Annotated in this window: 21 protein-coding genes; 2 read left to right on the top strand and 19 right to left on the bottom strand. The window is 45.6% G+C overall.

Translation table 11 applies throughout. From position 1 onward, the window contains the following. The 4 genes from thrA to IEW88_RS02405 all read right to left on the bottom strand — a co-directional run bounded on the left by thrA (window position 1) and on the right by IEW88_RS02405 (window position 4,616). Window positions 1–2,460, bottom strand: a complete 2,460-nt coding sequence (gene thrA, locus IEW88_RS02420) for a bifunctional aspartate kinase/homoserine dehydrogenase I (RefSeq protein WP_147902885.1) — start codon at window positions 2,458–2,460, stop codon at window positions 1–3. A 214-nt stretch (window positions 2,461–2,674) separates the two neighbouring features. Beyond that, a complete protein-coding gene (locus IEW88_RS02415; RefSeq protein ID WP_147902886.1) occupies window positions 2,675–3,643 on the bottom strand; it encodes a sensor domain-containing diguanylate cyclase in 969 nt (322 codons plus the stop codon). After that, the gene (locus IEW88_RS02410; protein ID WP_147902887.1) at window positions 3,643–4,254 is read right to left on the bottom strand and encodes a chemotaxis protein; all 612 of its coding nucleotides are present in this window, start codon (window positions 4,252–4,254) and stop codon (window positions 3,643–3,645) included. The genes IEW88_RS02415 and IEW88_RS02410 overlap by 1 nt, the downstream gene beginning before the upstream one ends. Then, window positions 4,251–4,616: a response regulator gene (locus IEW88_RS02405; protein WP_053425661.1), complete on the bottom strand. Its 366-nt coding sequence runs from the start codon at window positions 4,614–4,616 to the stop codon at window positions 4,251–4,253. Before IEW88_RS02405 ends, IEW88_RS02410 begins: the two co-directional genes overlap by 4 nt. A 280-nt stretch (window positions 4,617–4,896) precedes the next feature. Here IEW88_RS02405 and IEW88_RS02400 point away from each other — a divergent pair, with 280 nt between their 5' ends. Both IEW88_RS02400 and rdgC read left to right on the top strand, forming a co-directional pair. Continuing rightward, window positions 4,897–6,645: a sensor histidine kinase gene (locus tag IEW88_RS02400; RefSeq protein ID WP_147902888.1), complete on the top strand. Its 1,749-nt coding sequence runs from the start codon at window positions 4,897–4,899 to the stop codon at window positions 6,643–6,645. A gap of 117 nt (window positions 6,646–6,762) precedes the next feature. Continuing rightward, the gene (gene rdgC, locus IEW88_RS02395) at window positions 6,763–7,659 is read left to right on the top strand and encodes a recombination-associated protein RdgC (RefSeq protein WP_147902889.1); all 897 of its coding nucleotides are present in this window, start codon (window positions 6,763–6,765) and stop codon (window positions 7,657–7,659) included. 62 nt (window positions 7,660–7,721) lie between these two features. Here the strand turns inward: rdgC and IEW88_RS02390 are convergent, their stop codons facing one another. From IEW88_RS02390 to IEW88_RS02320, 15 genes are all read right to left on the bottom strand, one after another. Next, window positions 7,722–8,561, bottom strand: coding sequence for an HDOD domain-containing protein (locus IEW88_RS02390; protein WP_147902890.1), 840 nt, complete (start codon window positions 8,559–8,561; stop codon window positions 7,722–7,724). Between the two features lie 105 nt (window positions 8,562–8,666). Next, window positions 8,667–9,086: an HIT domain-containing protein gene (locus tag IEW88_RS02385; protein WP_229670244.1), complete on the bottom strand. Its 420-nt coding sequence runs from the start codon at window positions 9,084–9,086 to the stop codon at window positions 8,667–8,669. Beyond that, window positions 9,076–11,742: an ATP-binding protein gene (locus IEW88_RS02380; RefSeq protein WP_147902892.1), complete on the bottom strand. Its 2,667-nt coding sequence runs from the start codon at window positions 11,740–11,742 to the stop codon at window positions 9,076–9,078. The genes IEW88_RS02385 and IEW88_RS02380 overlap by 11 nt, the downstream gene beginning before the upstream one ends. 75 nt (window positions 11,743–11,817) lie before the next feature. Beyond that, entirely contained in the window at window positions 11,818–12,654 is an 837-nt protein-coding gene (locus IEW88_RS02375; RefSeq protein WP_147902893.1) for an MBL fold metallo-hydrolase, read from the bottom strand. An 8-nt stretch (window positions 12,655–12,662) separates the two neighbouring features. Next, a complete protein-coding gene (locus IEW88_RS02370) occupies window positions 12,663–13,958 on the bottom strand; it encodes an NCS2 family permease (RefSeq protein WP_147902894.1) in 1,296 nt (431 codons plus the stop codon). Between the two features lie 84 nt (window positions 13,959–14,042). Then, complete coding sequence (locus tag IEW88_RS02365) at window positions 14,043–15,581, bottom strand: M17 family metallopeptidase (RefSeq protein ID WP_147902895.1); 1,539 nt, start codon at window positions 15,579–15,581, stop codon at window positions 14,043–14,045. Window positions 15,582–15,738: 157 nt separating this feature from the next. Then, the gene (nqrM, locus tag IEW88_RS02360; protein ID WP_053425695.1) at window positions 15,739–15,951 is read right to left on the bottom strand and encodes a (Na+)-NQR maturation NqrM; all 213 of its coding nucleotides are present in this window, start codon (window positions 15,949–15,951) and stop codon (window positions 15,739–15,741) included. Window positions 15,952–16,186: 235 nt separating this feature from the next. Beyond that, on the bottom strand, window positions 16,187–17,413 hold the full coding sequence (gene nqrF, locus IEW88_RS02355) for an NADH:ubiquinone reductase (Na(+)-transporting) subunit F (protein ID WP_147902896.1): 1,227 nt from the start codon (window positions 17,411–17,413) through the stop codon (window positions 16,187–16,189). A gap of 24 nt (window positions 17,414–17,437) precedes the next feature. Next, a complete protein-coding gene (nqrE, locus tag IEW88_RS02350; RefSeq protein WP_053425652.1) occupies window positions 17,438–18,046 on the bottom strand; it encodes an NADH:ubiquinone reductase (Na(+)-transporting) subunit E in 609 nt (202 codons plus the stop codon). An 11-nt stretch (window positions 18,047–18,057) separates the two neighbouring features. Then, entirely contained in the window at window positions 18,058–18,684 is a 627-nt protein-coding gene (locus IEW88_RS02345; protein ID WP_053425651.1) for an NADH:ubiquinone reductase (Na(+)-transporting) subunit D, read from the bottom strand. Beyond that, a complete protein-coding gene (locus IEW88_RS02340; RefSeq protein ID WP_053425650.1) occupies window positions 18,677–19,465 on the bottom strand; it encodes a Na(+)-translocating NADH-quinone reductase subunit C in 789 nt (262 codons plus the stop codon). The genes IEW88_RS02345 and IEW88_RS02340 overlap by 8 nt, the downstream gene beginning before the upstream one ends. Further along, on the bottom strand, window positions 19,458–20,681 hold the full coding sequence (locus tag IEW88_RS02335) for an NADH:ubiquinone reductase (Na(+)-transporting) subunit B (protein WP_147902897.1): 1,224 nt from the start codon (window positions 20,679–20,681) through the stop codon (window positions 19,458–19,460). The genes IEW88_RS02340 and IEW88_RS02335 overlap by 8 nt, the downstream gene beginning before the upstream one ends. 2 nt (window positions 20,682–20,683) lie before the next feature. Continuing rightward, on the bottom strand, window positions 20,684–22,018 hold the full coding sequence (locus tag IEW88_RS02330) for a Na(+)-translocating NADH-quinone reductase subunit A (protein WP_053425648.1): 1,335 nt from the start codon (window positions 22,016–22,018) through the stop codon (window positions 20,684–20,686). A gap of 321 nt (window positions 22,019–22,339) precedes the next feature. Then, window positions 22,340–23,533: an enoyl-ACP reductase FabV gene (gene fabV / locus IEW88_RS02325; RefSeq protein WP_147902898.1), complete on the bottom strand. Its 1,194-nt coding sequence runs from the start codon at window positions 23,531–23,533 to the stop codon at window positions 22,340–22,342. A gap of 184 nt (window positions 23,534–23,717) precedes the next feature. Next, the gene (locus IEW88_RS02320) at window positions 23,718–24,059 is read right to left on the bottom strand and encodes a BolA family protein (RefSeq protein WP_053425694.1); all 342 of its coding nucleotides are present in this window, start codon (window positions 24,057–24,059) and stop codon (window positions 23,718–23,720) included. Window positions 24,060–24,084: the final 25 nt, after the last annotated feature.

Below are 24,084 nucleotides of genomic sequence, written 5' to 3'. Positions count from 1 at the left end.
TTACATCTCCTGCTGCCAGGACAAAGTCCGCATTACATCACTGAACACACCTGCTGCTGTGACCGCAGCACCAGCACCATAACCACGCAATACAAAAGGAATAGGCTGGTAATACCGGGTATGAATAGCCAGCGCATTTTCACCGTCTTTCACTTTGGCCAGTGGGTGATCCAGATCCAAAGCTTTGATAGCGACTTTGCAACGACCTTCACTGATTTCACCTATATAACGCAGCACCTGACCTTTAGCTCTGGCCTGTGCAATACGTTCAGAAAAAGCTTTGTCGAGCTGTGGTAACTTTTGCATAAAAGTCGGTACGTCAGTGTTTGGCGCAAAATCAGCAGGTAATACACCTTCCACTTCGACATCGGCTAAATTCAGCATCAAACCAGATTCACGCGCCATAATCAGTAACTTACGCGCCACATCCATACCGGATAAATCATCACGAGGGTCAGGCTCAGTAAAACCCAATTCCCGGGCTTTAGTAGTCACCTCAGATAAAGACTGGCCCTGCTCCAGTAAACCAAAAATATAGGATAAAGAGCCGGATAAAATCCCCTCAAAAGCCACCAGCTCGTCACCTGCATTAAACAAGCCCTGTAAGGTGTCGATCACCGGTAGGCCTGCGCCTACAGTCGTTTCATACAGGAAACGTCGGCGATGTTGCTGTGCCACCTGACGCAGTTGATGGTAGTAATCCAATGAGCCTGTATTGGCTTTTTTATTTGGGGTGACCACATGGAAGCCAGCTTTGAGGAAATCGACATACAAATCAGCCACTGGTTCTGCACTGCTGCAGTCGATCAATACCGGATTAGTTAAATGCTGCTCCTGAGCAAAGCGACTTAAATCTGCCACAGAAAACTGAGCTTTGGCCTGCTGCATCTGCTGTTGCCACTGACTGAGGTCAATGCCTTTTTCATCCAGCAATAAGGCTTTGGAATTGGCTATGCCATACACCTTCAGCTTGACATTACGTTGCTGTAAAAACTCTTGCTGACGCTGGAACTGCGCCAGTAATTCGCTGCCAACCACACCACAACCGACCAGAAACACATCGATACTTGGGACATGGCTGAAGAAGTTTTCATGGCACACCTTCACTGCGTTCTGACAGGCTTTTTGCTCAACGACAGCAGAGATAGAACGTTCACTGCTGTCCTGAGCTATAGCTACCACATTGACCCGAGCCTGCGCCAGGGACGCAAAAAACTTAGCCGCCACACCACGGTGCTGACGCATACCATCGCCGACCAGGCTGACTATCGCCATATCAGATAAGATTTGCAGCGGACGCAACAACTTGCCTTGTAACTCCAGTTCAAACTCAGCTTCAAGCGCTTTTTTCGCAGCAGCTAAATCCAGTTGAGCCACGCAAAAACTGATACTGAATTCAGAAGACGACTGAGTAATTAAACTAACAGATACCTGCTCACGCGCCATAGTGGCAAACACCCGCGAGGCCATACCGACTACGCCTTTTAAGCCAGGGCCAGAGACTGTGATCAGAGCCAGATGCTCCAGACTGGAAATGCCTTTGACCAGCGAGTCACCGTTGTTATCGGCATCAATACAGGTGCCTGGAGCCGACGGGTTTAAGGTGTTTTTGATATAACAAGGAATTTGAAAACGAGCCAATGGACCAATAGTTTTTGGATGCAGCACTTTGGCACCAAAATACGACAATTCCATGGCTTCGTCATAAGATAAATGGTCAATCAGTTTGGCTTGTTTCACCTGACGTGGGTCAGCACTGTAGACACCATCGACATCAGTCCAGATTTCACAGACTGAAGCTTTGACCGCGGCAGCAACTATTGCAGCAGAGTAGTCAGAACCATTGCGGCCTAATAAACACAGCTCGCCCTGCGCATTGCTCGAGACAAAACCTGCCATCACATAAACCTGCGCCGATTGCTTCGCTAAAGCGGCTGCAAAGCTTTGCTCCGAAGCAGGAATATCAGCCACTGCATTTAAATAATCACCCTGACTTTTCACCAAAGCCACAGAGTCCAGCAGCACCACGTTAACCTGACGGGACTTAAACAGCGCCGTCATCAGGCAAACACTGAACTGCTCACCCATACCTAAAATTTGTGCCTTGATATGATCAGGGCAATAACTCAATAAGCTGATGCCTTGCAAACGTTCAGTTAGCTTTTGTTCCTGCTCGTCAGCCAGTTGTTGCACAGCCTTCAGCTGCTGCGCATTGACCCGAAGTGAAGCTTCAGCAATATGCTGCGCCAGACGATTTTTCCACTGCAGCAACAGCGGCTGATAATCTGAGCCTAAAAAGGCCAGATCCGTCAGTTCCACCAGTAAGTTGGTGACGCCCTGAGGCGCTGACAAGACTAAGCCGACGCTTTGATTGCCAATTTGTTGTTGTACTATATCCGCCACCTCGAGAAAGCGGGTTACCGACGCCAGAGACGAACCACCAAACTTAAGCACCCTCATGTTTTACTCCTTGCTAAACGAAAAAGGCCCGTGACGGGGAGGTCACGGGCCTTTTTGAAAACAATACGCCGCCGACCTCCTACCCCGCAGGGTTGGTGGTAATAATAATGGTGAGTGTATTGCGGATTTGTGTCTTTTTCATACTGTCTATATGCTCAAAGTTTTAGACGTCTGTCAATCTAAATGTTTAGATTATTCTAAATTTAATGGGGCGTTAATTGGTTTTCAACTGAAACTCTGTTTCACCGGCACTGTAGGAGACCACCCTGTTACGCCCCTCTCTTTTCGCGTTATAAAGCGCCATATCAGCCTGACCTATCAGTACCTCGTGGGCTCTTTCGCCAGCAGCGTCAAGCTGCGCTACACCAACACTGATTGAACTTTGTATAGAGTGCTCATTAAATGTGACTGCTTTACTACTGACGGCCAGACAAATACGTTCGGCCACTTCCATTGCCCCGGCCAGGGCTGTATTGGTCAGTACTATGCCAAACTCCTCACCACCGTATCGGCCAAACCAGTCGGTGTCACGCAATAAACCCCGAACTCTGGCTGTTAACTCAATCAGCACACAATCTCCGCCTAAATGACCATACTGATCATTGAGTTGCTTAAATTTATCCAGATCAAACAATAACAACGACAGAGGTTGCTGATAACGCTGCGCTCGTTGGACTTCAAGCTTTAACTGTTCTTCCCAGTAACGGCGGTTTAATGCCTGGGTTAAACCATCCACACGATTGCTTTGCTCCAGTTTTTGTAAAGTCGTTTGCAGATGCTGTTGATAAACAAAAGCATCAGTGGCGTCCTCAATCAGCATACAGACATGACGACGACCCGACGGATCATTCAATGGCAACATGGTGCAGTTCTGCGCCATATACTGGCTCGAACTGGTCACAGGACGTAAATGGGGTAACTTGATCACATACTGCCGCTGCTCCCAGCTGCTAAATGAGGGACTTTGCAACTCCAGCACAGAGGCAAACTTACGCCTAAGCCATGCTTCTGGTAAATCAGCAAAAACTTTAAACAGACTTTTCCCTTTTGCTTCAGTCAGTTGAACTGAGCTGTGGCGCTGCAAAAAGGTATTCAGATAGACCAGTTGAAATTCCTCATCAACCACCAGCACGCCACTACTAAGCTGCTCTAATATGGGGCCCGTTAACCAGTCGTCTGACATTAATACTCTTCCACTATCCGATCCAAAATTTGCTGGATATTTAACACAGCTTCTCCTGGGATCAGCAACAACATATCGCAGTTAAAAGAATGATGAATTAACTGGTAACTAATATCGACTCTAAGTGCCAGTTCCCAGTGACAAGCCGTTTCAATTAAGGCTTCAGTCATATTATTCTGCCGCGATGATAAAACTCTGGGCGCGCTATAGGACAAACTATTGTCAATTTGCTCCGCCAGACCATTCAAAAAGGTGGTGGTCAAAATAGAGCTAATATCCGTCAGCATCTCCAGCTCGGACGCGTTATCCGTGTCATACCCTAATAAAGCCGCAATGCGATGGGCATTCTCCAACTGATACAACACTATAGCCTCACCCCGAAGCCCATCATTGCCCAAAAATCCCTGACTGACTAAAGCGGCTTCAGCACTACTGTATTGAGCTTCAAATTGTGCCGGAATTTGTGCAGAGTTCACCAGCTCTATTGCAGGCACCTGTATATGCACAAAGGTATTTAAAAAACGGGCAAGTTTATCGCTGGCCAGACCCATAGCGACATTGATCAGCTCCTGTAAACAATCCCTTTGTTCTTCAGAGAATACTGTACTCATATCAATCCATAGTGTTTTAAAATAACAACCAGCTTTTCCGGATTCACAGGTTTGTGAATAAAAGCTAAAGCCCCAAGCTCTGTGACCCGCTTTTGCATTTCCGGCTGGATATCAGCTGAAATGACAATGACAAAACAATCCAATCCATCCTGTTTTATCGCCTCAAGCACACCTATTCCATCCAGCTCCGGCATGGTTAGATCTAAAAATACCAAACCTATCTCCTGACTACGTAAAATAGTCAGGGCTTCGACACCATTAGCTGCTGTCAAAATATCAGCATCAAAAGACTCAGGTAGAGATTTACGGACTTGTTTTCGCGCCAGTAAGGAGTCGTCACAAATTAATACAGGTAACGCCATTAAAACAGCCTCTTTATTATTGCTTTATTTGTTTTCAATTTAATGTGCACAGCTCAATTATTCGACACCGCTACCATACTCAAAGCTACCGCAATTGAACACCATTAAATGCTGCTTTTGCAGCCTTCTGACAATTTATAGCCGCGATATTGCTAAAGCTGCTCTTGTTGCCTAGTCTCTAAGTTATTTATTACATATAGTATTTTCATTTAAACAGATCTTCTATAACTTAGAGTTTCAATGCTAACTACTATTAAGCCGAACCAAACAAGGTTGTTTCATGCAGCAAAAAAGTTTATCGCGTAAGCTGCTGACCAAAGTCTTGTCAGTGTATTTTATCCTGACCTTTGTGGTGACTTTAGGCCAGATTGTTGCCGAGTATTTCAACACCAAAGACCATATCAATGGTGAACTGGCGACTTTACAGCAAACCTTTTCCGGCAGTCTGACTAGGGCTATTTGGGAGTTAAATACCCAACAAGCCTTGATTATTGCTGATGGTTTACTGGCTATTCCTGCGATTGAAGGCATTATAGTTCGGGATGATAGTGGCGCTGTCATTACTCAATTGGGTAGATATATAGATATCAGCGAGCGCTACAGTAATCAGTTGGTGCAGGAAGGCATTCGACTCACAGAACAAAACTCCGGCTTATTTGGTTATACCTTTCCTCTCATTTTTGAATTCTCAGGGCGCGCCACTCAGGTAGGTGACGTTACTTTGTTCTCCAGCCGGGCTGTAGTGCTGGACCGGATCAAAATTGGCATTTATTTTTTGGTTGGTAATGCGGTTTTAAAAACGACCTTCTTAATTATTCTTTTTTTACTGGCGTTTCGCAGTCAGCTGACCTTACCGCTGAGTGAACTGACACAACAAATTGAAGATCTGGAGCTGGACCACCTGGAAGGCACCAAAGTGGAAGTACGCCACGATGAAGCCAATGAACTCAGTGTTATGGCAGATGCCTTTAACCGCTTGATTGCTCGCGTGCAGGATTACAAAGTGCAGTTGGAAAGCACCCAAAAACAACTGCTGCACTCCAACGAAAAACTCGATCAGCACAACTTGCTACTGGAGCAGGAAGTGGCGCGTAAAACCTCAGGCCTAAGTCAGGCCATGATGGATTTACAACAGCAAAAACAAGAACTTGAAGTTAAACAGCAAGCGTTACGTGAGGAAATAGAACGCCGTCGCCACAGTGAAGAAGCCTTACGTGGCAAACAAAGCGAGCTGGAAAAAACCGTGGATGATTTAAAGCAGGCACAAGACAGGTTAGTGCAGTCGGAGAAAATGGCGGCTTTAGGTGGTTTTGTGGCAGGTATTACCCATGAAGTAAATACCCCTGTCGGTATTGGCGTTACCGCCACCAGTTTTCTGGCTGAGAAGCTGACGGCTCTGGAGGCCGCTTATAAAGAAAAGACTTTGTCGCCTAAAGTGCTGGAGCATTTTATTGAGGAAGCCAAACAAAGTACCTCTTTGCTGCAATCCAACCTGACCCGCGCTTCCGAGCTGATTGCCAGCTTTAAACAAATCGCCGTCGATCAGACCAGTGATGCAATTCGCACTATTAATCTGGCCGAATACCTGCACGAAGTGATCCGCTCCTTGCAGCCAAACTTCAAAAAGACCCGCCATCATATTGATGTGAATTGCCCGGAAAGCCTGATGCTCAGCTGCCCTGCCGGTGCTATCTCACAAATTTTCACTAACCTTTTAATGAATTCGTTAATTCATGGTTTTGAAGAACTGGAAGAAGGTTATATCCGCATTACTGTGCTGGATGAAGGTCAGATGGTAGACATCACGTATTCAGATAATGGCCGCGGCCTGACTCAGGAACAGCTGGAAAAACTCTTCCATCCGTTTTTCACCACAAAACGTGACCAGGGCGGTAGTGGTTTAGGCACGCATATTACTTATAATCTGGTACGTCAAACACTGGGCGGTTCGATTCAGGTCAGCAGCGAACCTGGCCATGGCTTGAGTTATCATATTCGTTTTCCGAAAAACTTAAAACGTAATTCCTGAACCTAAACAACCAAAGTACAGCGCACTGCACTTTGGTTTTTTCAGCTGAAAAACTCAAAATCTGATGATTGAACTCTGTATACTAAGCCGCAATTCTTATAGACAGAGTAATTAACTATGTGGTTTAAAAATTTACGTTTATATCAGGTCACCGAAAACCTGAACACCGATCAGGATCAATTAGAGCAGGCCTTAGCTGCATTCAAATTCACACCTTGTACCTCACAGGAAGCCATTAAAATGGGCTTCACCAGCCCTTTGCATCCAAGCCTGAAGCAATACTGCCACCAGACCAATGACGTGATGTTATTTGCGGTCAAACGCCAGGAGAAAGTGCTGCCGGGTTCAGTGGTGAATGAAGAGCTGGCACCAAAAATTGATGCGATGGAGCAGGAAAAAGGCCGCCCTTTAAGCCGCAAAGAAAAACAGGCGTTAAAAGAAGAACTGATCCAAACCCTGTTACCACGGGCGTTCAGCAAATCCAGCGTCACTACTGCCTTGTACGATAAACAACAAGGTTGGTTACTGGTAGATACCAGTAGCGCCAGCAGAGCGGAAGAACTACTGGCGTTGCTACGCAAGGCTTTTGGCTCTTTACCTGCCATGCCGCTGCTGGACAATCACCAGTTGAATCAGCAACTGCATTTTTGGTTACAAGGCAAAGAATTACCAGAAGGTTTTCAGTTAGGGGCTGAAGCCGAACTCAAAGCACCGGATGAAGAAGGCGCTAAAGTACGCTTTATCAATCACTTGCTAAGTGCAGATGAAGTGCAAAGCCATTTACAGGATAAACTGGTGACAAAACTGGCCTTAGAGCAGGACGAAAAAGTGACCTTTTTGATCTGTGATGACGGCAGTATCAAGCGCTTAAAATTCCATGACCTGTTATCAGGTGCAAACGAAGAAATGGGCTGGGATGATGTCATGGGTCGTCTGGACGCCGACTTATTACTGATGACAGACGCTTTGCGTCATGCCTTGACGCCACTCAAAGCCAATATCAGCAGTCAGTAAAACGGATAGTGTATACAACAAGGCCCGCGAATAAGCGGGCCTTTTCGTACTAAGACAGACTATCAGCTTAACAGAGCTTTGATTTCCTGAGAAATTAAACGAATTTCTGCGATATCCATAAAGTGAGCATCGGGTATTATGTTGCGGTCAATATAGGGTTGCAACGCCTGCAACCTTGCAGTGCCTGTCAATGGGCTTTGCACCAAAGCACCCAGTCGGATAAAGTCGATATAACCAACCTGTTCAGTCTGAACGTTAGCATTATTCCAGTTCAGCACAATATCCACATAAGTATCAGCGAAATCCCAGGCTCGCATAATGCTGGCTCCTATTTGGCCAGACAAAGTACTAAGTGCGTGATCTAAAAATTGAGACTCGCCAAACACGGTCTGATAACGTTCAGCTTCAGTCAAAATAGGCAAAGCACCGATCAAATGCATCAAACCTGCCAAGGTCATCACATCTAAATTCAGATTACAGTGCTTATTTTCAACGATATATAACTTTAAGCAGGCTAGCGCTATGCTGGTCACATTGACACTGTCTCGCCAAACAGAAGCCATTCTCTCTTTGATTTGCTCATGTTGTGATACAAACAGCTGCTCCATCGCCATAGCAGTGGCAATGTTTTTCACCTGACTCAGACCAATGCGGGTAATAGCCTGATTTAATGAGTTGACCTTAATGGAACGTCCCATAAAGGCACTGTTGGCCACTTTGATCATACGAGCGGCTAAGGCTGGATCCTGGGCAATCACATCTGTCATCATCAATAAATTACTATCAGGGTCGTCCGCTGTTTTTCGAACCTGAATCGCCATTTCAGGTAAAGTTGGTAAAACCAGCATATCAGTGCGGATCTTCTCAACCAAAATAGTTAACAGAGCATTTTCAGCCGACATAACAAGGTTCCTTAGCACGAAAAAAGTTTAGGCAGCCGAAGTATACTGCAAGCACAGACTGGGTCTCAGAAAACAGCACATTCTACCCTTCAGGAAGCAAACTCGTCATGTAGGTACAGCCAATAATGCCATTTTTTGTTTTAAGAGCTCTAAAGCCTCTTTAGTGTAAGTCAGAGCAGGCACCTTGCCCCAGACAGGCGCAGGCCAGGCAAAATCCGTGTCGTAGCGCACTATATGATGCAAGTGCAACTGCGGTACCATATTACCAAGAGCTGCGATATTCAGTTTTTTAGCCTGAAACTGTGCTTTGAGAAAAACAGATAAATGAGCACTTTCGCGCCAAAGTTGGTTTTGCTCGGTTTGTGTCAGATCAATAATTTCCACCATACCAACGCGACGCGGGATCAGGATAAACCAAGGGTAGTTCGCATCGTTTTGCAGTCGCAACTGACAAAGCGGCCAATCCGCGAGATAGAGGCTATCTCGTTCAAATTCTGCCGCAAGTTCAAATTCTTTATGATGCACTGATGATCTCCTGTTCTGTAATTTGCTCTGTACTGACGAACACTGCAAAATCATGAATTAGCTCTGTGATCAACGCAACATCTGCCTGTCGTACTGCATATTCTAAATTCGACATCAACTCGGTCAACTCTGGATATCCCATGCTGCCGGCACTACCTTTTACACTGTGAGCTTCAAACTGTATCCGGCTCCAGTTTGCCGCACTAAGCCAAAGCTGAAACTCCTGAAGCAACGAAGGCAAGGACCGCTTAAACTCCAGTTTCAGCTGTACAATAACGGGATCCGAAGCGAGTTGTGCTTCTAGTTGCTCATCCAGACTGGTCCGGCTTTGACAGAATTTTTGTATCACAGCGATAAAATCTTTTTGCACTATAGGTTTAGATAAGACGGCCTGGCACCCCGCCTTTAAATATCGGCTTTGGTCTTCGCTCATCACGTTGGCTGTTAAGGCAATAATAGGTAAGTCCATACCCGCATGACGAATTAAGGCCGTCGCTTCTTCCCCCCCCATTTCCGGCATCTGCATATCCATCAACACCAGATCAAAATGCTCCAATAGTACCCTTTCTACTGCTTTGTGGCCGTTTTCAACAATCACAGCATGAATACCCAACTTTTGTAACAACACCTGGATCAGTAACTGGTTATCAGTATTGTCTTCGGCCACCAGTAGCTTCAACTTTTGATAATCGGTAGAAGTTTCAACCACCAAAGGCTCTTGGGTAGGTTTTTGATAACTATCGACCAGACTGATATGTTGATGCTCACACGACATTACAATCTCAAAACAGCTGCCAATTCCCTTGACGCTGTCCACCAGAATATCGCCTTGCATCTGCTCCATCAGTTTTTTTGAAATACAAAGACCAAGACCAGAACCGCCAAAATTACGGGTTACGGCAGCGTCAGCCTGCACAAAAGGCTGAAAGAGTTTACTAAGCTCCACCGTGGTAATGCCTATACCGGTATCCTTAATTTTGATCCTCAGCACTTCCTCAGGCGTTTGATAGGACACATCGATCACCACTTTGCCTTTCTGAGTGAACTTCACTGCATTGGAGGTTAGGTTGAGCAGAACTTGACGGAAACGTAAGGTGTCGGTGTAGATAAATTGTGGCAATGGATAGTTCAGTTCCAGCAAGCATTGCAAACCTTTTTGTTCTGCCTGTTGCTTGGTTAATTGGTACACATCGTCCAGCATGGCCAGCAAACTGATCTGCTCTGTTAACAATTCCAGTTTATCAGCTTCAATTTTTGACAGATCAAGAATATCGTTAATCAGAGCCAGTAAATGATCGCCGCTGCGCAGCACACGACTCAGATAGTCCAGTTGTCTGTGGGGGTCATTCTCATGAATAGCTTGCTCACTGAAACCAATAATGGCTGTCAACGGTGTGCGGATTTCATGGCTCATATTGGCCAGAAATACACTTTTTAATCGGTTAGCCTGTTCTGCCACCTCACGGGCTAAAATCAATTGCTGATTGGCATCTTCCAGTTGCTGATTCGCATCTGCTAAATCCTGAGTTCTGGCCGCTACTTTATCCTCCAGTTGCAACTGATAGGCTCTCTCCCGCTCTCTGTAGACACGTAACTGACGTACCATCACGTTAAAAGCAGCGAACATATCGCCTAATTCATCCTGCTTTCTGACAGTGAGAACTGTGGATAAATCACCTCGCCCTACCGCAGTTTTGGCCAGGGTAAGTTCCCTTATAGGTGTTAACACAAAGCGAGCCAGAACCCAATAAATTAACATAGGTAATCCTATGCAAAACAGGATACAAAACAAGGCTATTAACATAGGTTTATATGCCATGCTTTGGTTTAACAGTGCTGGCCGTATCCCCATAATCAGCTGATAAGGGCCAGCTAAAGAGACACCTGTTACTAACATAGACTGTCCAAGTAGCAGAGTAGGAACAAATTCATCTTGGTCGACACTAGCCTGAATTTCCGTAAAACTAACCGGAGAAAAAGCGCTACCCATCAGTAAAGGATTTTCGGAAAAAGCAATAGTTGCAGCCTGACTCACAATCAAAGGAGCACGCAGATCTCCTCCTAACTGCCTGATACTTTGGTGAAATAATTCGGGATCAATCACAAAGACGACATAACCCCAAAGCCGTTTAATATCGCCGGGCGATTGTCCGGACATATAAACTTTTTGGGCCACATACAAATTCAGCTGGCTTGAACCTTGCTCACTGGACAGGAAAAAACCATTATCGTCCATCATGGATTGTAACGCTGAAAAATACTGATTTCGAAACCTGCTGAGTGCTTTCGCCTTGTCTTGCTGCGGAATAGTCAGTAGATAATCGCCGTTTAAACGAATAAATTTAATCGACGATATTTCCGGATGCTCTCTACGATAGTGTTCAAATCCCTGAATCAGCGCGGCTTCCGGTTGCTGCTCTTTGGCAATAAAACGTTCGACCAGACTTTGGGAAGACAGCAGCAGTAAAGCTTGCTGGTACGATGATAATTGAAGACGAATGTCCTGCTGTACCTGCACCAACTCATTTTTAATTTGCTGAAACAGCTGTTGTTCGTAATAGCGTACACTGAAGTGATAGGATAAATAACCCAGACATAACAAAGGCAAGACCAGGATAGGCAGCATGTAGACTACTAAAGTTTCACGTAACCTCATGAAGATCCTGATTTATACCCTAAAAGCGCCCTGTTCGTTGCCAAAGCATAACCAGAGCGCCTCCGAACTACAAGACTAAGCTTGAAATAGCGTACGGATCCAACGCTCTTCCGTTATAAAGTTCCAACTCCAGCTTTTCCACTGGGCAGATAAACCCTGAGCTACTATTTGATCTTCTGTTTTTCCCTGTGCTTTCAGTGCATTCACTTCAGAGAGCGTCTGTTCCATCATAGTTAAAAAGCGCTGCAAGCCTGCTTTATCCATTAAATCACCGTGGCCTGGAACTAACCTGGTTTTATCATCGATTTGACTGAGAAGCAGTTTGACGTTACTGATATAGCCAGCAACTGAACCGCCACTTTTCAGATCGATAAAAGGGAAACGGTCTGCGAAAAACAAATCGCCCATATGCAGCACGTTGGCCTCTTTAAACCAGACCACCAAATCGCCATCTGTATGACTGACAGGCATAGTGACAAGATGCAAGTCGACGCCGTTAAGTCTCAGCGGTTTTTCACCAACAAAAGTTTCTGTAGGTAAGCCAGCAACAGGAAACTTGGCATCAGCTTTTAATCGGGTCAGTACATTAGTATGAGCAATAATCTGAGCACCTGAAGCTAAAGCCGCATTGCCATTAACGTGGTCACCATGGAAATGAGTGTTCACCAGAGTTTTGATTTGTACTCCTGCTTGTTTGCTTTCAAGCTCAGCTTTGATCTGTGGAGCCATATGCTCGTACTGAGAGTCCACCACTAGCGCACCTTCAGGACCAACGACAGCGGCAATATTACCGCCAGCCCCTTTGATCATATACAAATGCTTTGCCAGCTCTAGACTGCTGACCTGCACTTTGTCCTGAGCATGAGCAACACCACATAACATCAGTGCCAGTAAAACTGTAACTTTTTTCATATCCATCCTTATGCAAAGAAGAATTTAGCAGCAAAAACTGCGGTTAATATCCACACGCTAAGGGTAGTTTTTGACAAACGACCCGTTACTAAACAGAGCACCGCATAAGTAATAAAACCCATACCTATGCCATCGGCGATAGAGAAGGTCAGCGGCATCATCACCAAAACTACGACAACGGGCACGGATTCGATCAGATCGTTCCACTCTACATGCTGCAAACTGCTGAGCATTAAGGTGGCAACATAAAGTAAAGCGCCCGCTGTAGCGTACGCTGGCACCATAGCCGCCAGTGGCGACAACCAAAGCGCAGCGAAAAAAGCCAGCCCTACTACAACGGCAGTTAAACCACTACGACCACCAGCAGCAACACCTGCAGTGCTTTCGACATAACTAGTGGTTGTGGACGTGCCGACTAAAGCACCAGCAATAGTTGCCGAACTGTCTGCTAATAATGCGCCTTTTAAATGGGGGATCTCACCATTGGCTTTTAATAATCCGGCTCTTTGACTCACAGCCACTAAAGTACCACTGGTATCAAACAAATCTAAAAACAATAAGCTTAAAATAACTGGCACCATAGCCCATTGCAGCACAGAGGCAAAATCCAGCTGTAAAAAAGTCGGCGCCAAGGAGGGAGGCATAGACACAACACCGTTAAAAGTGGTGTCCCCACGCCACCAGGCGATAGCTGTGATCACTAAAATACTGATAAAGACTGCCGCATGTTGTTTACGATGTGCCAAGGCGAAAATCAGAAAAAAACCAGCTATGGCAAGCAAGACTTTAGGGTCATGCAAATCGCCCAGCGTCACCAGCGTGGCAGGGCTGGCCACTATGATATTGGCAGTTTTTAATGCAATCAGTGCCAGAAACATGCCTATACCAGCAGCGATACCCATCTTCAATGCAAAGGGAATACTCTGAATAATCCACTCACGAATTTTGAAAATACTTAGCAGCAAAAACAGCACACCAGAGCAGAACACTGCAGCTAAAGCCGTCTGCCAGCTGTGACCTTGCTCAAGCACTATCACATAAGTAAAAAAAGCATTAAGCCCCATACCAGGAGCCAAGGCCACAGGTAAGTTTGCCAACATTCCCATAGCGATAGAACCAAAAGCTGCGGCCAGACAAGTGGCTACAAAAACTGCCCCCTGATCCATGCCGGTTTGAGCCAGCATAGTGGGATTTACAAACAGGATATAACTCATCGCCATAAAAGTCGTAAGGCCTGCGATCAGCTCTTTTTTAATGTTGGTCTGGCGTGCCGTCAGCTCAAAATAACGATCTAAAAATTTCATCAGGTCCGATCCATTACTCAGATGCATAAATGCAAAAACCCGAAGCATAGCCTCGGGTTATTCAATAGCCAAGTGAATTCTGGTTTATAAACAATAGTAAGCGGCTAAGGCTGCCACTGGCGCTGCTGATGGCTTGCCATGTTGCCAATCGCCACCATCAACACCGCTGCCAGCTATGTCAATATGACAATATGGCAATGGCTGTTCAGTGTTTAATCCGTGTTGATCTAATCCTGCCGCGGCAACTAAGAAGGCCATAGGGAATTGATGGCCTCGGGGCGTGACTGACGAAGGCGCATTATTACAGCTTAATAAATCATCAGCAGAACTGCGGCCTTTGATAAAGCTGAAATCTTCGCGACGACTGCGGGAGATTTCGCTTGGGTCAGCCCATAAATCGCCCACCAGAGCTAAGTCAGCCGACAAACCAACTCGACGAGCAGCACCATTTTCCACCAGAGCACTGTATGGACCTACGGCTCGGGCCGCATGACCAGTTAAAGTAGCGATAGAATACAAAGTAGGATTGACCGCAGTTTTGGCATCCTCACGTAAATGCGATAATAAGTCCGCCAGTACTAAGCGCCCCTCAGCATCCGTATTCCCAATACGTACCCTTACACCTGCATGACTGGTAATAATTTCATCCGGTACAAAAGCATCTGAACCTATGCTGTTTCGCACAGCACCAATTTCGGCAATGATGCGTATACCTTTAGTTTTTAACAAAGCCACAGTTTTGATAAAGCCAGCCACAGCGGCTGCGCCACCTTTATCGCGACTCATACCAGCCATAGCGCCACCGGTTTTTAAGTCCGCGCCACCTGTGTCATACACCAGTCCTTTACCGGCAAATAGCAGCGTTTGTTCGATTTCGCCTTCGCCCTGATATTCAAGACGGATCACGGCTGGCTTATGGCGATCAACCTGCAACGAGCTGCGGGCGACGGCCATCAGGAGTGGGTAGTCTTTTTGCAATGTATCGACTTTAGTTTCTACCGACACCTGCACATCAGTACCGGCAAATGTTTCTACACAATAATCGGCGAAGCGACGTGGCGCCATACGTTCAGGTTCAGTGCCACATAAATCACGAGCCACACGTTTACCGGCTTCAACAGCCTCCATGTAACGAGACTGATGTTCTGAGACACCAATGACGCCAATCTGGGTCACAGGCTCTATCGTGGCCTCCCCCCGGGCTTCACGACCTTCGAGCGGTTGCCATAAGGCCTGACACGCACCTAAATAAGCTACTTCTGCTGCATATTGATAGGCATCTGTTTCTGGCGCTATCACATACAAAGCCGGAGATTTAGCGCCAGCGGCTTTGGCCTGAGTAATACCTTGTTTGGCGGCATCATAAAAACTGCGAACATCATCATAATCTCTGTCAAGCGGGCCTGTAGGTGAAAGCACCAGACGTTGACCCGGCGCTTTTGCAGATAACAGCAACACAGTTTCTTTACCAATACGGCTATCAATAGCGGCGGCAGCATTAATTTCAAACTGTAATTCAGGCACAGCAGTAAAATCAGACGCAATAATAATCAAAGCATCCCATTGGGAGTCATTCAGTGCAGCCTGAACAGAAGATACAGCAATAGCAAGCGGATAAGACATGAAGATGGCCTCAAAAGAATAATGAACTGCATTATTAAGTACAGAGCAATTTGAGGCAATAGAGCAAAAGGATGTTAGAGACAGAGCCTGTAGCTAAAAACTGACAAGCCAGCTAAAGCTGACTTGACGGGCGTTGATAAAACAAAAATGTACAGTATCAGATAATTTTATTCTGCTGCCATTCCTGCTCTTTTTTCATACGTTGCTGACGTTTCTCACAAGGGGTATCGCAGTCACAGGCCTTTTCAATGCCTAAAGCGCCTAAGCCACCACAACTACCAGCTATGGTCTTACGTTGCACCATGTAGCCTATAGCCATAGCGGCGACTACAACTATCAGGATGATAAAAGTAAAAATAAAAACTTCCATAGCAACCTCATCAAACTTAGAAGCTTTGAACAAACAGTCTGCCTGCTCGCCCGATACAGGTCACTATTGTAACAAGTTTCAGCCACTCTCCCTACGTAAAAACGTTTTTCAGACAAATAAAAAATTGTCAGGATCAATTTTTAACAATGCGAAGCATTGGCCCAAAGGGTGAGCGCCAGGGATGGCTGCGAATAAAAATGGGGTCCCAAGGACCCCACTTTTAATTTGCTTTGGCTTAACCGCCGAAGTCATCCAACAGAATGTTGTCGTCTTCTACGCCTAAATCTTTCAGCATGTTGATCACCGCTTTGTTCATCATCGGTGGACCACACATATAGAACTCACAGTCTTCCGGAGCTTTATGATTTTTCAGATAGTTTTCAAACAACACGTTGTGAATAAAACCTGTGTAACCAGTCCAGTTATCTTCCGGCTGCGGATCAGATAAAGCTACGTGCCACTGGAAGTTGTCATTCTCTGCGGCCAACATGTCGAAATCTTCAACATAAAACATTTCACGCTTAGAACGGGCACCGTACCAGAAGCTCATCTTACGTTTGGATTTCAGACGGCGTAACTGGTCGAAAATGTGCGAACGCATTGGGGCCATACCAGCACCACCACCCACGAATACCATTTCAGCATCAGTATCTTTAGCGAAGAATTCACCAAATGGACCAGAAATCGTCACTTTATCGCCAGCTTTTAAGCTCCAGATATACGAAGACATTTTACCGCAAGGTAAGCTCAGGTTATTTGGCGGAGGAGATGCGATCCGCACGTTTAACATGATAATGCCTTCTTCTTCCGGATAGTTCGCCATAGAGTAAGCACGAATAGTTTCTTCGTCTACTTTGGACTCCAGAGTGAAGAACTTAAAGCGCTCCCAGTCACCACGGTATTCTTCAGGAATGTCGAAGTCAGCATACTTCACATGGTGAGCTGGAGCTTCAATCTGAATATAACCACCAGCACGGAAAGGTACTGATTCACCATCTGGAATAGCCAGCTTTAATTCTTTGATAAAGGTAGCTTTGTTATCGTTAGAGATAACAGTACATTCCCATTTTTTGATACCAAAGATTTCTGGTTCAACTTCGATTTCCATGTCAGTTTTGACACTGACCTGACAAGCTAAACGACAACCTTCACGACGTTCACCTTTAGTTAAGTGCCCCATTTCCACAGGTAAAACGTCTCCGCCACCCGCATGAACATGGACACGGCACTGACCACATGAGCCGCCGCCACCACAAGCTGATGACAGGAAAATGCCTTTATCAGCTAAAGCGCCAAGTAATTTGCCGCCGGCTTTTGTTTGAATGGCTAACGAAGGGTCGCCATTAACGCCAATGGTGATGTCACCAGAAGATACCAGTTTTGCTTTGGCGACTAAAATCATAATCACTAAAGCTACAACCAGCAGGGTGAACATCCCAACGCCAAGATAAATCTCTTGCATTGTGTTTTCCTTTTACAGCAATTTTTACAATGACACGCCAGAGAAAGACATAAAGCCTAACCCCATTAAACCAACCATGATAAAACGAGAACCTAAACCACGCAGACCCGCAGGGATATCCGCATACTTCAGTTTTTCGCTCACAGCTGCCATTAATGTGATGGCCAGAGTCCAACCTAAACCGCCGCCTAAACCAAATACCGCACTTTCCGCTAAGTTGTAATCACGTTCAACCATGAATGCTACACCACCAAAAATGGCGCAGTTCACTGTGATTAACGGCAGGAAAATACCTAAAGCGTTGTATAACGAAGGCACGTACTTATCCAGGAACATTTCCAGAACCTGCACTAAACCTGCGATTACGCCGATGTAAGCGATAAAGCCAAGGAAGCTTAAATCTGTATCTGGAAAACCAGCCCAGTCTAAAGCACCTGGTGCCAAAAATTGCTTAAATACAATGTTGTTCAGCGGTACTGATAAACCCAATACTACTGTGACGGCAATACCTAAACTGAAGGCTGTTTTTACTTGTTTAGAGATGGCGATAAAAGTACACATCCCAAGGAAAAACGATAAAGCCAGGTTATCAATAAATACCGCACGAACAAATAAACTTAAATAATGTTCCATCTTCTGTCCCCTTACTTCTCAACTTGTTCTGGGCGGAAAGTCCGCAGAACCCAGATGAACAAGCCGATGATAAAGAAAGCGCTTGGAGGCATAAGTAACAGGCCCATAGGCTGATACCAACCACCGGCACTGATCAGAGGCAGAATTTCTACACCAAACACAGTACCTGAACCAAACAACTCACGGATAAATGCAACGATCAGCAGCAACACTGTGTAGCCCAAACCATTACCTATACCGTCTAAAAAGCTCATTAATGGTGGGCTTTTCATCGCATAAGCTTCAGCACGACCCATAACGATACAGTTGGTGATAATCAAACCAACAAATACCGACAGCTCTTTGGCTACGTTGTAAGCAAAAGCTTTCAACACCTGATCCACCACAATTACCAGGGACGCAATGATGGTCATCTGAACTATGATACGTACGCTTGATGGAATATGGTTACGGATCATCGAGATAAACATGCTCGAAAACGCAGTAACCAAAGTCAGGGCTATACCCATAACCAAAGCTTTATCCAGCTTAGTGGTTACAGCCAACGCAGAACAAATACCTAATACTTGTAATGCGATAGGGTTATTTGCAAAGACCGGTCCGAAGACAAGGCTTTTAATTTCTTTTGCACTAGCCATTGTTTAATGCTCCATCACGAACCTTAGTCAGGAAAGGCGCAAAGCCTTTGGCACCAGTCCAGAACTCAAACGTATGTTGTACGCCATTACTGGTTAAGGTAGCGCCAGATAAACCATCTACATCATGCTCTGAAGTCGCAACAGCATTACCCGGTTTCAGAATTTTGATAGCAGGGTTACCGGCTTCATCAAATAACTTCTTACCGACAAACTGAGCAACCCATTTTGGATTCTGGATTTCGCCACCCAGACCAGGAGTCTCTGCATGCTCGTAGTAGTTCAGACCTTTGATGGTATTGCCATCTTTGTCCAAAGCTAAAAACGCATGCATGGTGGACCATAAGCCATAACCATGAATTGGCAGAACAATAGCGGACAACTTGCCAGACTCGATACCGTCGTTATACGCAAAATAAACCGGCGCAACGTTAGCGCGAGATTTAATTGAAGCCTTATCGTCAGCACCTTCCAGTCTAATACTGGTTTCAGGTGCTTTCATCGCTTTACGGTAATCGTATTTAGCCGGGTCCATATCCACAAATTCGCCGGTATTCATATCAACCAGACGTTCCTGAATATGTTTAGTAAACAGCTCTTTGACGTTGTCACCTGATAACAAGCCAGTCGCAACCAGGATGTTTTTCTGGGCATCTAACAGTTTGTTTTCAGTTTGTTTTGGTCGCAGTTGAACAGCTGAAGTAGCCACGAACACGGCGCAAACCAAACATAAAGCAATAACCACAAAAAAGGTTTTGCCGATACTATCGTTATTACTAAACATTACGGGCAAGCCTCCGATTGATGTTCGCCTGAGCCACCATATAGTCAAACAATGGTGCAAATAAGTTAGCGAACAAAATAGCTAACATCATACCTTCAGGGTAAGCAGGGTTAACCACACGGATCATCACCACCATAAAACCAATCAGGATACCGTATGCCCATTTACCTTGATTTGTGAAAGAGGCGGATACCGGGTCTGTAGCCATAAAGAACATACCGATAGCAAAGCCACCTAACACAATGTGCCAGTACCAAGGCATAGCAAACATAGCATTTGTGTCAGAACCTATCATGTTGAACATAGTGGCAAACACTGCTGTACCTACCAAAACACCAAGCACGATACGCCATGAAGCGATACGGAAATAAATTAAGGCTAAACCACCAATCATCAGAGCTAAGAACGAGGTTTCACCGACTGAACCTGGGATAAAACCATAAAACGCATCCCACCATTGCTGGTTGATAGACCAATCTACTGCTTTTTCGCCATTGGCAGCTAAACCATTGGCGGCATTAGATAACCAGGTTGCCCCTGAGTAACCATCAGCCACTGTCCATACTTTGTCGCCTGAAATCTGTGCAGGGTAAGCAAAGAACAGGAAAGCACGGCCAGCTAACGCTGGGTTTAAGAAGTTACGGCCTGTACCACCAAAGACTTCTTTCGCTACAACCACACCAAAGGTAATACCTAAAGCGGCTTGCCACAGAGGGATAGAAGCAGGAAGAATTAAGGCGAACAGAATAGAGGTTACAAAGAAGCCCTCGTTGATTTCATGCTTGCGCACCGAAGCAAACAACACTTCCCAGAAACCACCGACAACAAAGACTGTGGCATAAATAGGCAGGAACCAAACGGCACCGTACCACATTTTGCTGCCCCAGCCCGATTCAGCAGTTAATTCACCGCCCAGTAACTGGAACAAGCCCACCTGCCAGGTGTCAGGCATACCAAAACCAGCCTGCAGCGCGATAACTGCCTGATGACCGATATTGAACATACCAAAAAACAACGCAGGGAATAACATTAACCAGACAAAAATCATGATACGTTTCAGATCGATACTGTCACGCACATGAGTACCCGCTTTAGTCACCAGACCTGGGGTATAGAAAATTGTTGCAGCAGCTTCATATAAAGCATACCACTTTTCGTATTTACCGCCTTTTTCGAACTGCGGCTCAATACTTTCTAAAAAATGCTTTAAACCCATTTTTAGCCTTCCTTCTGGATAGTCGCCAGGCAATCACGCAGTGCTACGCCATAGTCATATTTACCAGGGCATACAAAGGTGGATAATGCCAAGTCTTCTTCATCCAGCTCTAAACAACCTAAAGAGACCGCGCCATCTGTATCACCAACCAACAGGTCACGTAATAACAGAGTTGGCAGAATGTCCAGCGGCATCACACGTTCATAGTTACCAATAGGTACCATGGCACGTGACGAACCATTGGTGCTGGTGGTCATATTGAACAGGCGTTTAGGATTTAAATGAGATAAGTAAGCACGGGTCACAGAGAATTTATCTGAACCAGGCATAGCCCAGCCTAAAAACTCTTTGTCATACCCTTCTGCCAGCACAGAAATCTGGTTGTGGAAACGTCCCAGATAGCCATGCACACCACCTGCAGCAGCGCCTGATAATACAGAACCAGAAATGATACGGTTCTGACCATCTTGCAGCTCACCTGCGGTCAGTTCAGCAATAGAGGCGCCCAAGACTGTCTTCACTAAACGTGGATTTTTCACTACAGGACCGGCTAAAGAGATCACGCGTTCTGCATTCAGTTGACCTGAAGTGAAGAGTGCGCCGATCGCAATCACGTCCTGATAGTTGATATGCCACACCACTTTATTGATGCTGACAGGGTCGAGGAAATGGATATGAGTGCCTGGTAAACCAGCCGGGTGTGGACCGTCAAACTCTTCAACCTGCACTGCAGGAACTGAAGGAATTGAGGCGCCCGCTTTTTTACACAGATAGACTTTGTCAGACAAACGGGATAACACTGTTAAACCATTGCTGAAATCTGCGCTACGCTGCGCTATCACTACCGTCGGATCAGCAGCCAGCGGATTGGTATCCATAGCCGTAACGAAAATAGCTCTTGGTGTGCTATCAACGGCTGGCGAAGTGCTGAATGGTCTGGTGCGTAACGCAGTCCACAAACCCGAACTTGTTAAGTTCTTTTTCACTTGTTCAGCAGTTAATGAAGCAAGTTCTGCAGCTGAGAATGAATCAAAAGTGACAGACTCATCACCTTCAGCTTCAATTACAACAGACTGCAACACACGCTTAGCACCGCGGTTGATTTCTTTCACTGTACCGGCAACAGACGCCGTGAAAAATACGCCAGGGTTCTTTTTGTCTTCAAAAAGAGCCTGACCCTTTTTCACACGGTCCCCAACCTCTACCAGCATTGTAGGACGCATACCGACGTACTCTTCGCCAAGTACAGCAACGTGTTTGATGGACGGACCATCATGTATGTCTTGTTTGGGACTGCCCGCGAGGGGAATGTCCAATCCTTTTTTGATTTTTATCATACGTACTTGCACTTTTTAACGGGAAGAAACAGGGCCTGGTTTATCGGCTGCTCGCCGCGCGTAGCATCCGGTACCTCAACAGCCTAACCTCTGTTGCAGGTGGCGGATACACATACCAAAGTTGCGGATTCTAGCACTAAACATAAGTGCTATCTATGTTAATCAACAAAATTATCCGGCATTTCAGCCGACTGAAGCTCAGTGTAGACAAGATTTTTAACTTTGCCTTTGAGTTGGGCTTGTGAGCGAGTAAATTCTGCTGGATCTGAATAAAACCAGGGGCGATTAAATGAAAAAGTCGCATTAAGCGACTTTTCAACGTTACTGCACCAAATTTTTCAGCGGCAATAAAGCCGGCACATCGGCGTCGTAATCGACATGACTGTAACCAAAACCGAACAAGCGCAGGAATTCATGGTGATAACCCTTATAGTCGGTCAGCTCATCAATGTTTTCTGTGGTCACCTGACCCCAGAGCTCTTTTACGGCAGACTGAATATGATCAGATAATTCTTTGCCATCCATACGCAAACGACCGGCCTCATCTAAAGTCCGACTATTGTTATAAAGCGCTTGCTGAAATAAACCATAAATCTGTTCGATACAACCTTCGTGGCTGCCTTCCTCTTTCATCACACGGTATAACAAAGAGATATAGAGCGGCATGATAGGAATAGCTGAACTGGCTTGCGTCACCAGAGCTTTCAATGACGCTACATAAGCCTGGCCTTTGACTGCATCCAGTTTTTGCGTGATGGCTGCAGCAGCACGATCTAAATCTTCTTTGGCTTTGCCGATAGTTGCTTTGCCATAAATTGGCCAGGTCAGCTCTTTACCAATATAAGTGTAAGCGACAGTCTGGCAACCTTCAGCCAATACACCGGCAGCATGCAACTGATCAAGCCAACGTTCCCAGTCTTCCCCACCCATGACTTTTACCGTGTTGAAGATTTCTTCATCGGATGCAGGTTCAACAGAAACACTTTCAATTTCGCGTTTGCTGGTATTCAGAGTTTTTGCCGTGTAAGCCTGGGCTATTGGTTTTAACACTGAGCTGTACACTTCGCCAGTCACCGGATCTTTACGACGTGGCGCCGCCAGGCTGTAAACGACTAAATCAATTTTGCCCATCTCACGACGAATTAAATCAATAGCCTGAGCTTTTAACTCATCAGTAAAAGCGTCACCGTTCAGATGTTTATTCCATAAACCTTCAGCGGCAGCAGCTTGCTCGAACGCGACCGTGTTGTACCAACCAGCCGAAGCTGTTTTACCCTCTGTTGGCTCTTTTTCAAAAAAGATACCTAAGGTTTTTGCGCCAGAAGCAAAAGCAGAAGTAATACGGGAAGCCAGGCCGTAACCTGTTGAAGCGCCGATGACTAACACATTTTTTGGACCAGCGGCTACAGGGCCTTTGGCTTTGACATAATCAATTTGTTCTTGCACATGAGCAGCACAACCGACCGGATGTGCGTTAGTGCAGATAAAACCACGAATTTTAGGTTGGATAACCATAACAAAACCTATTGTTGGTTGAAAATTGTCAGCTAGTTTAAGCCGTTAGCTTAAAAAACAGGTCTGATCAGCAAAAATATCAGTAATGCTGATTCAAAAACAAGCACTTAGTGATATTGAAAGAGGATAGTGTCAAAAATAAAAGCGCCTTACGGCGCTTGGTATATTTTTAATTCAGCTGAGTTCAGGACTCAGGTAATGCAGTTTTCTCTCTCTTACTGCCGCCAAAACATTTAGGCGAGGCTGGAGGTTTCTCAGCGTAATACTCGTACCACTCACCAGGTGTGTAAGTATGTAGAGCTAAAGCGTGGATCTTTTCGGCTAACTCCTCGGCCAGTATTGCATTGACTGCTCTGTGGCGATTTAACAATCTCATGCCATCAAAGGCGTTAGTCACAATGACCACTTTAAAATGTGATTGCGAACCCGGTGCCACACTGTGCATATGGCTTTCATTGACCACGTCAAGGAACACAGGATCAAATGCGCTCAATAACTTCTGTTCTATTGCGGTATGAACCAACATAGCGAAACCCTTTTGTTGCTCCCTC

This window comes from Rheinheimera tangshanensis (assembly GCF_014645135.1).
GTDB lineage: Bacteria > Pseudomonadota > Gammaproteobacteria > Enterobacterales > Alteromonadaceae > Pararheinheimera > Pararheinheimera tangshanensis.
This window is presented reverse-complemented; position numbering and strand designations above follow the sequence as displayed.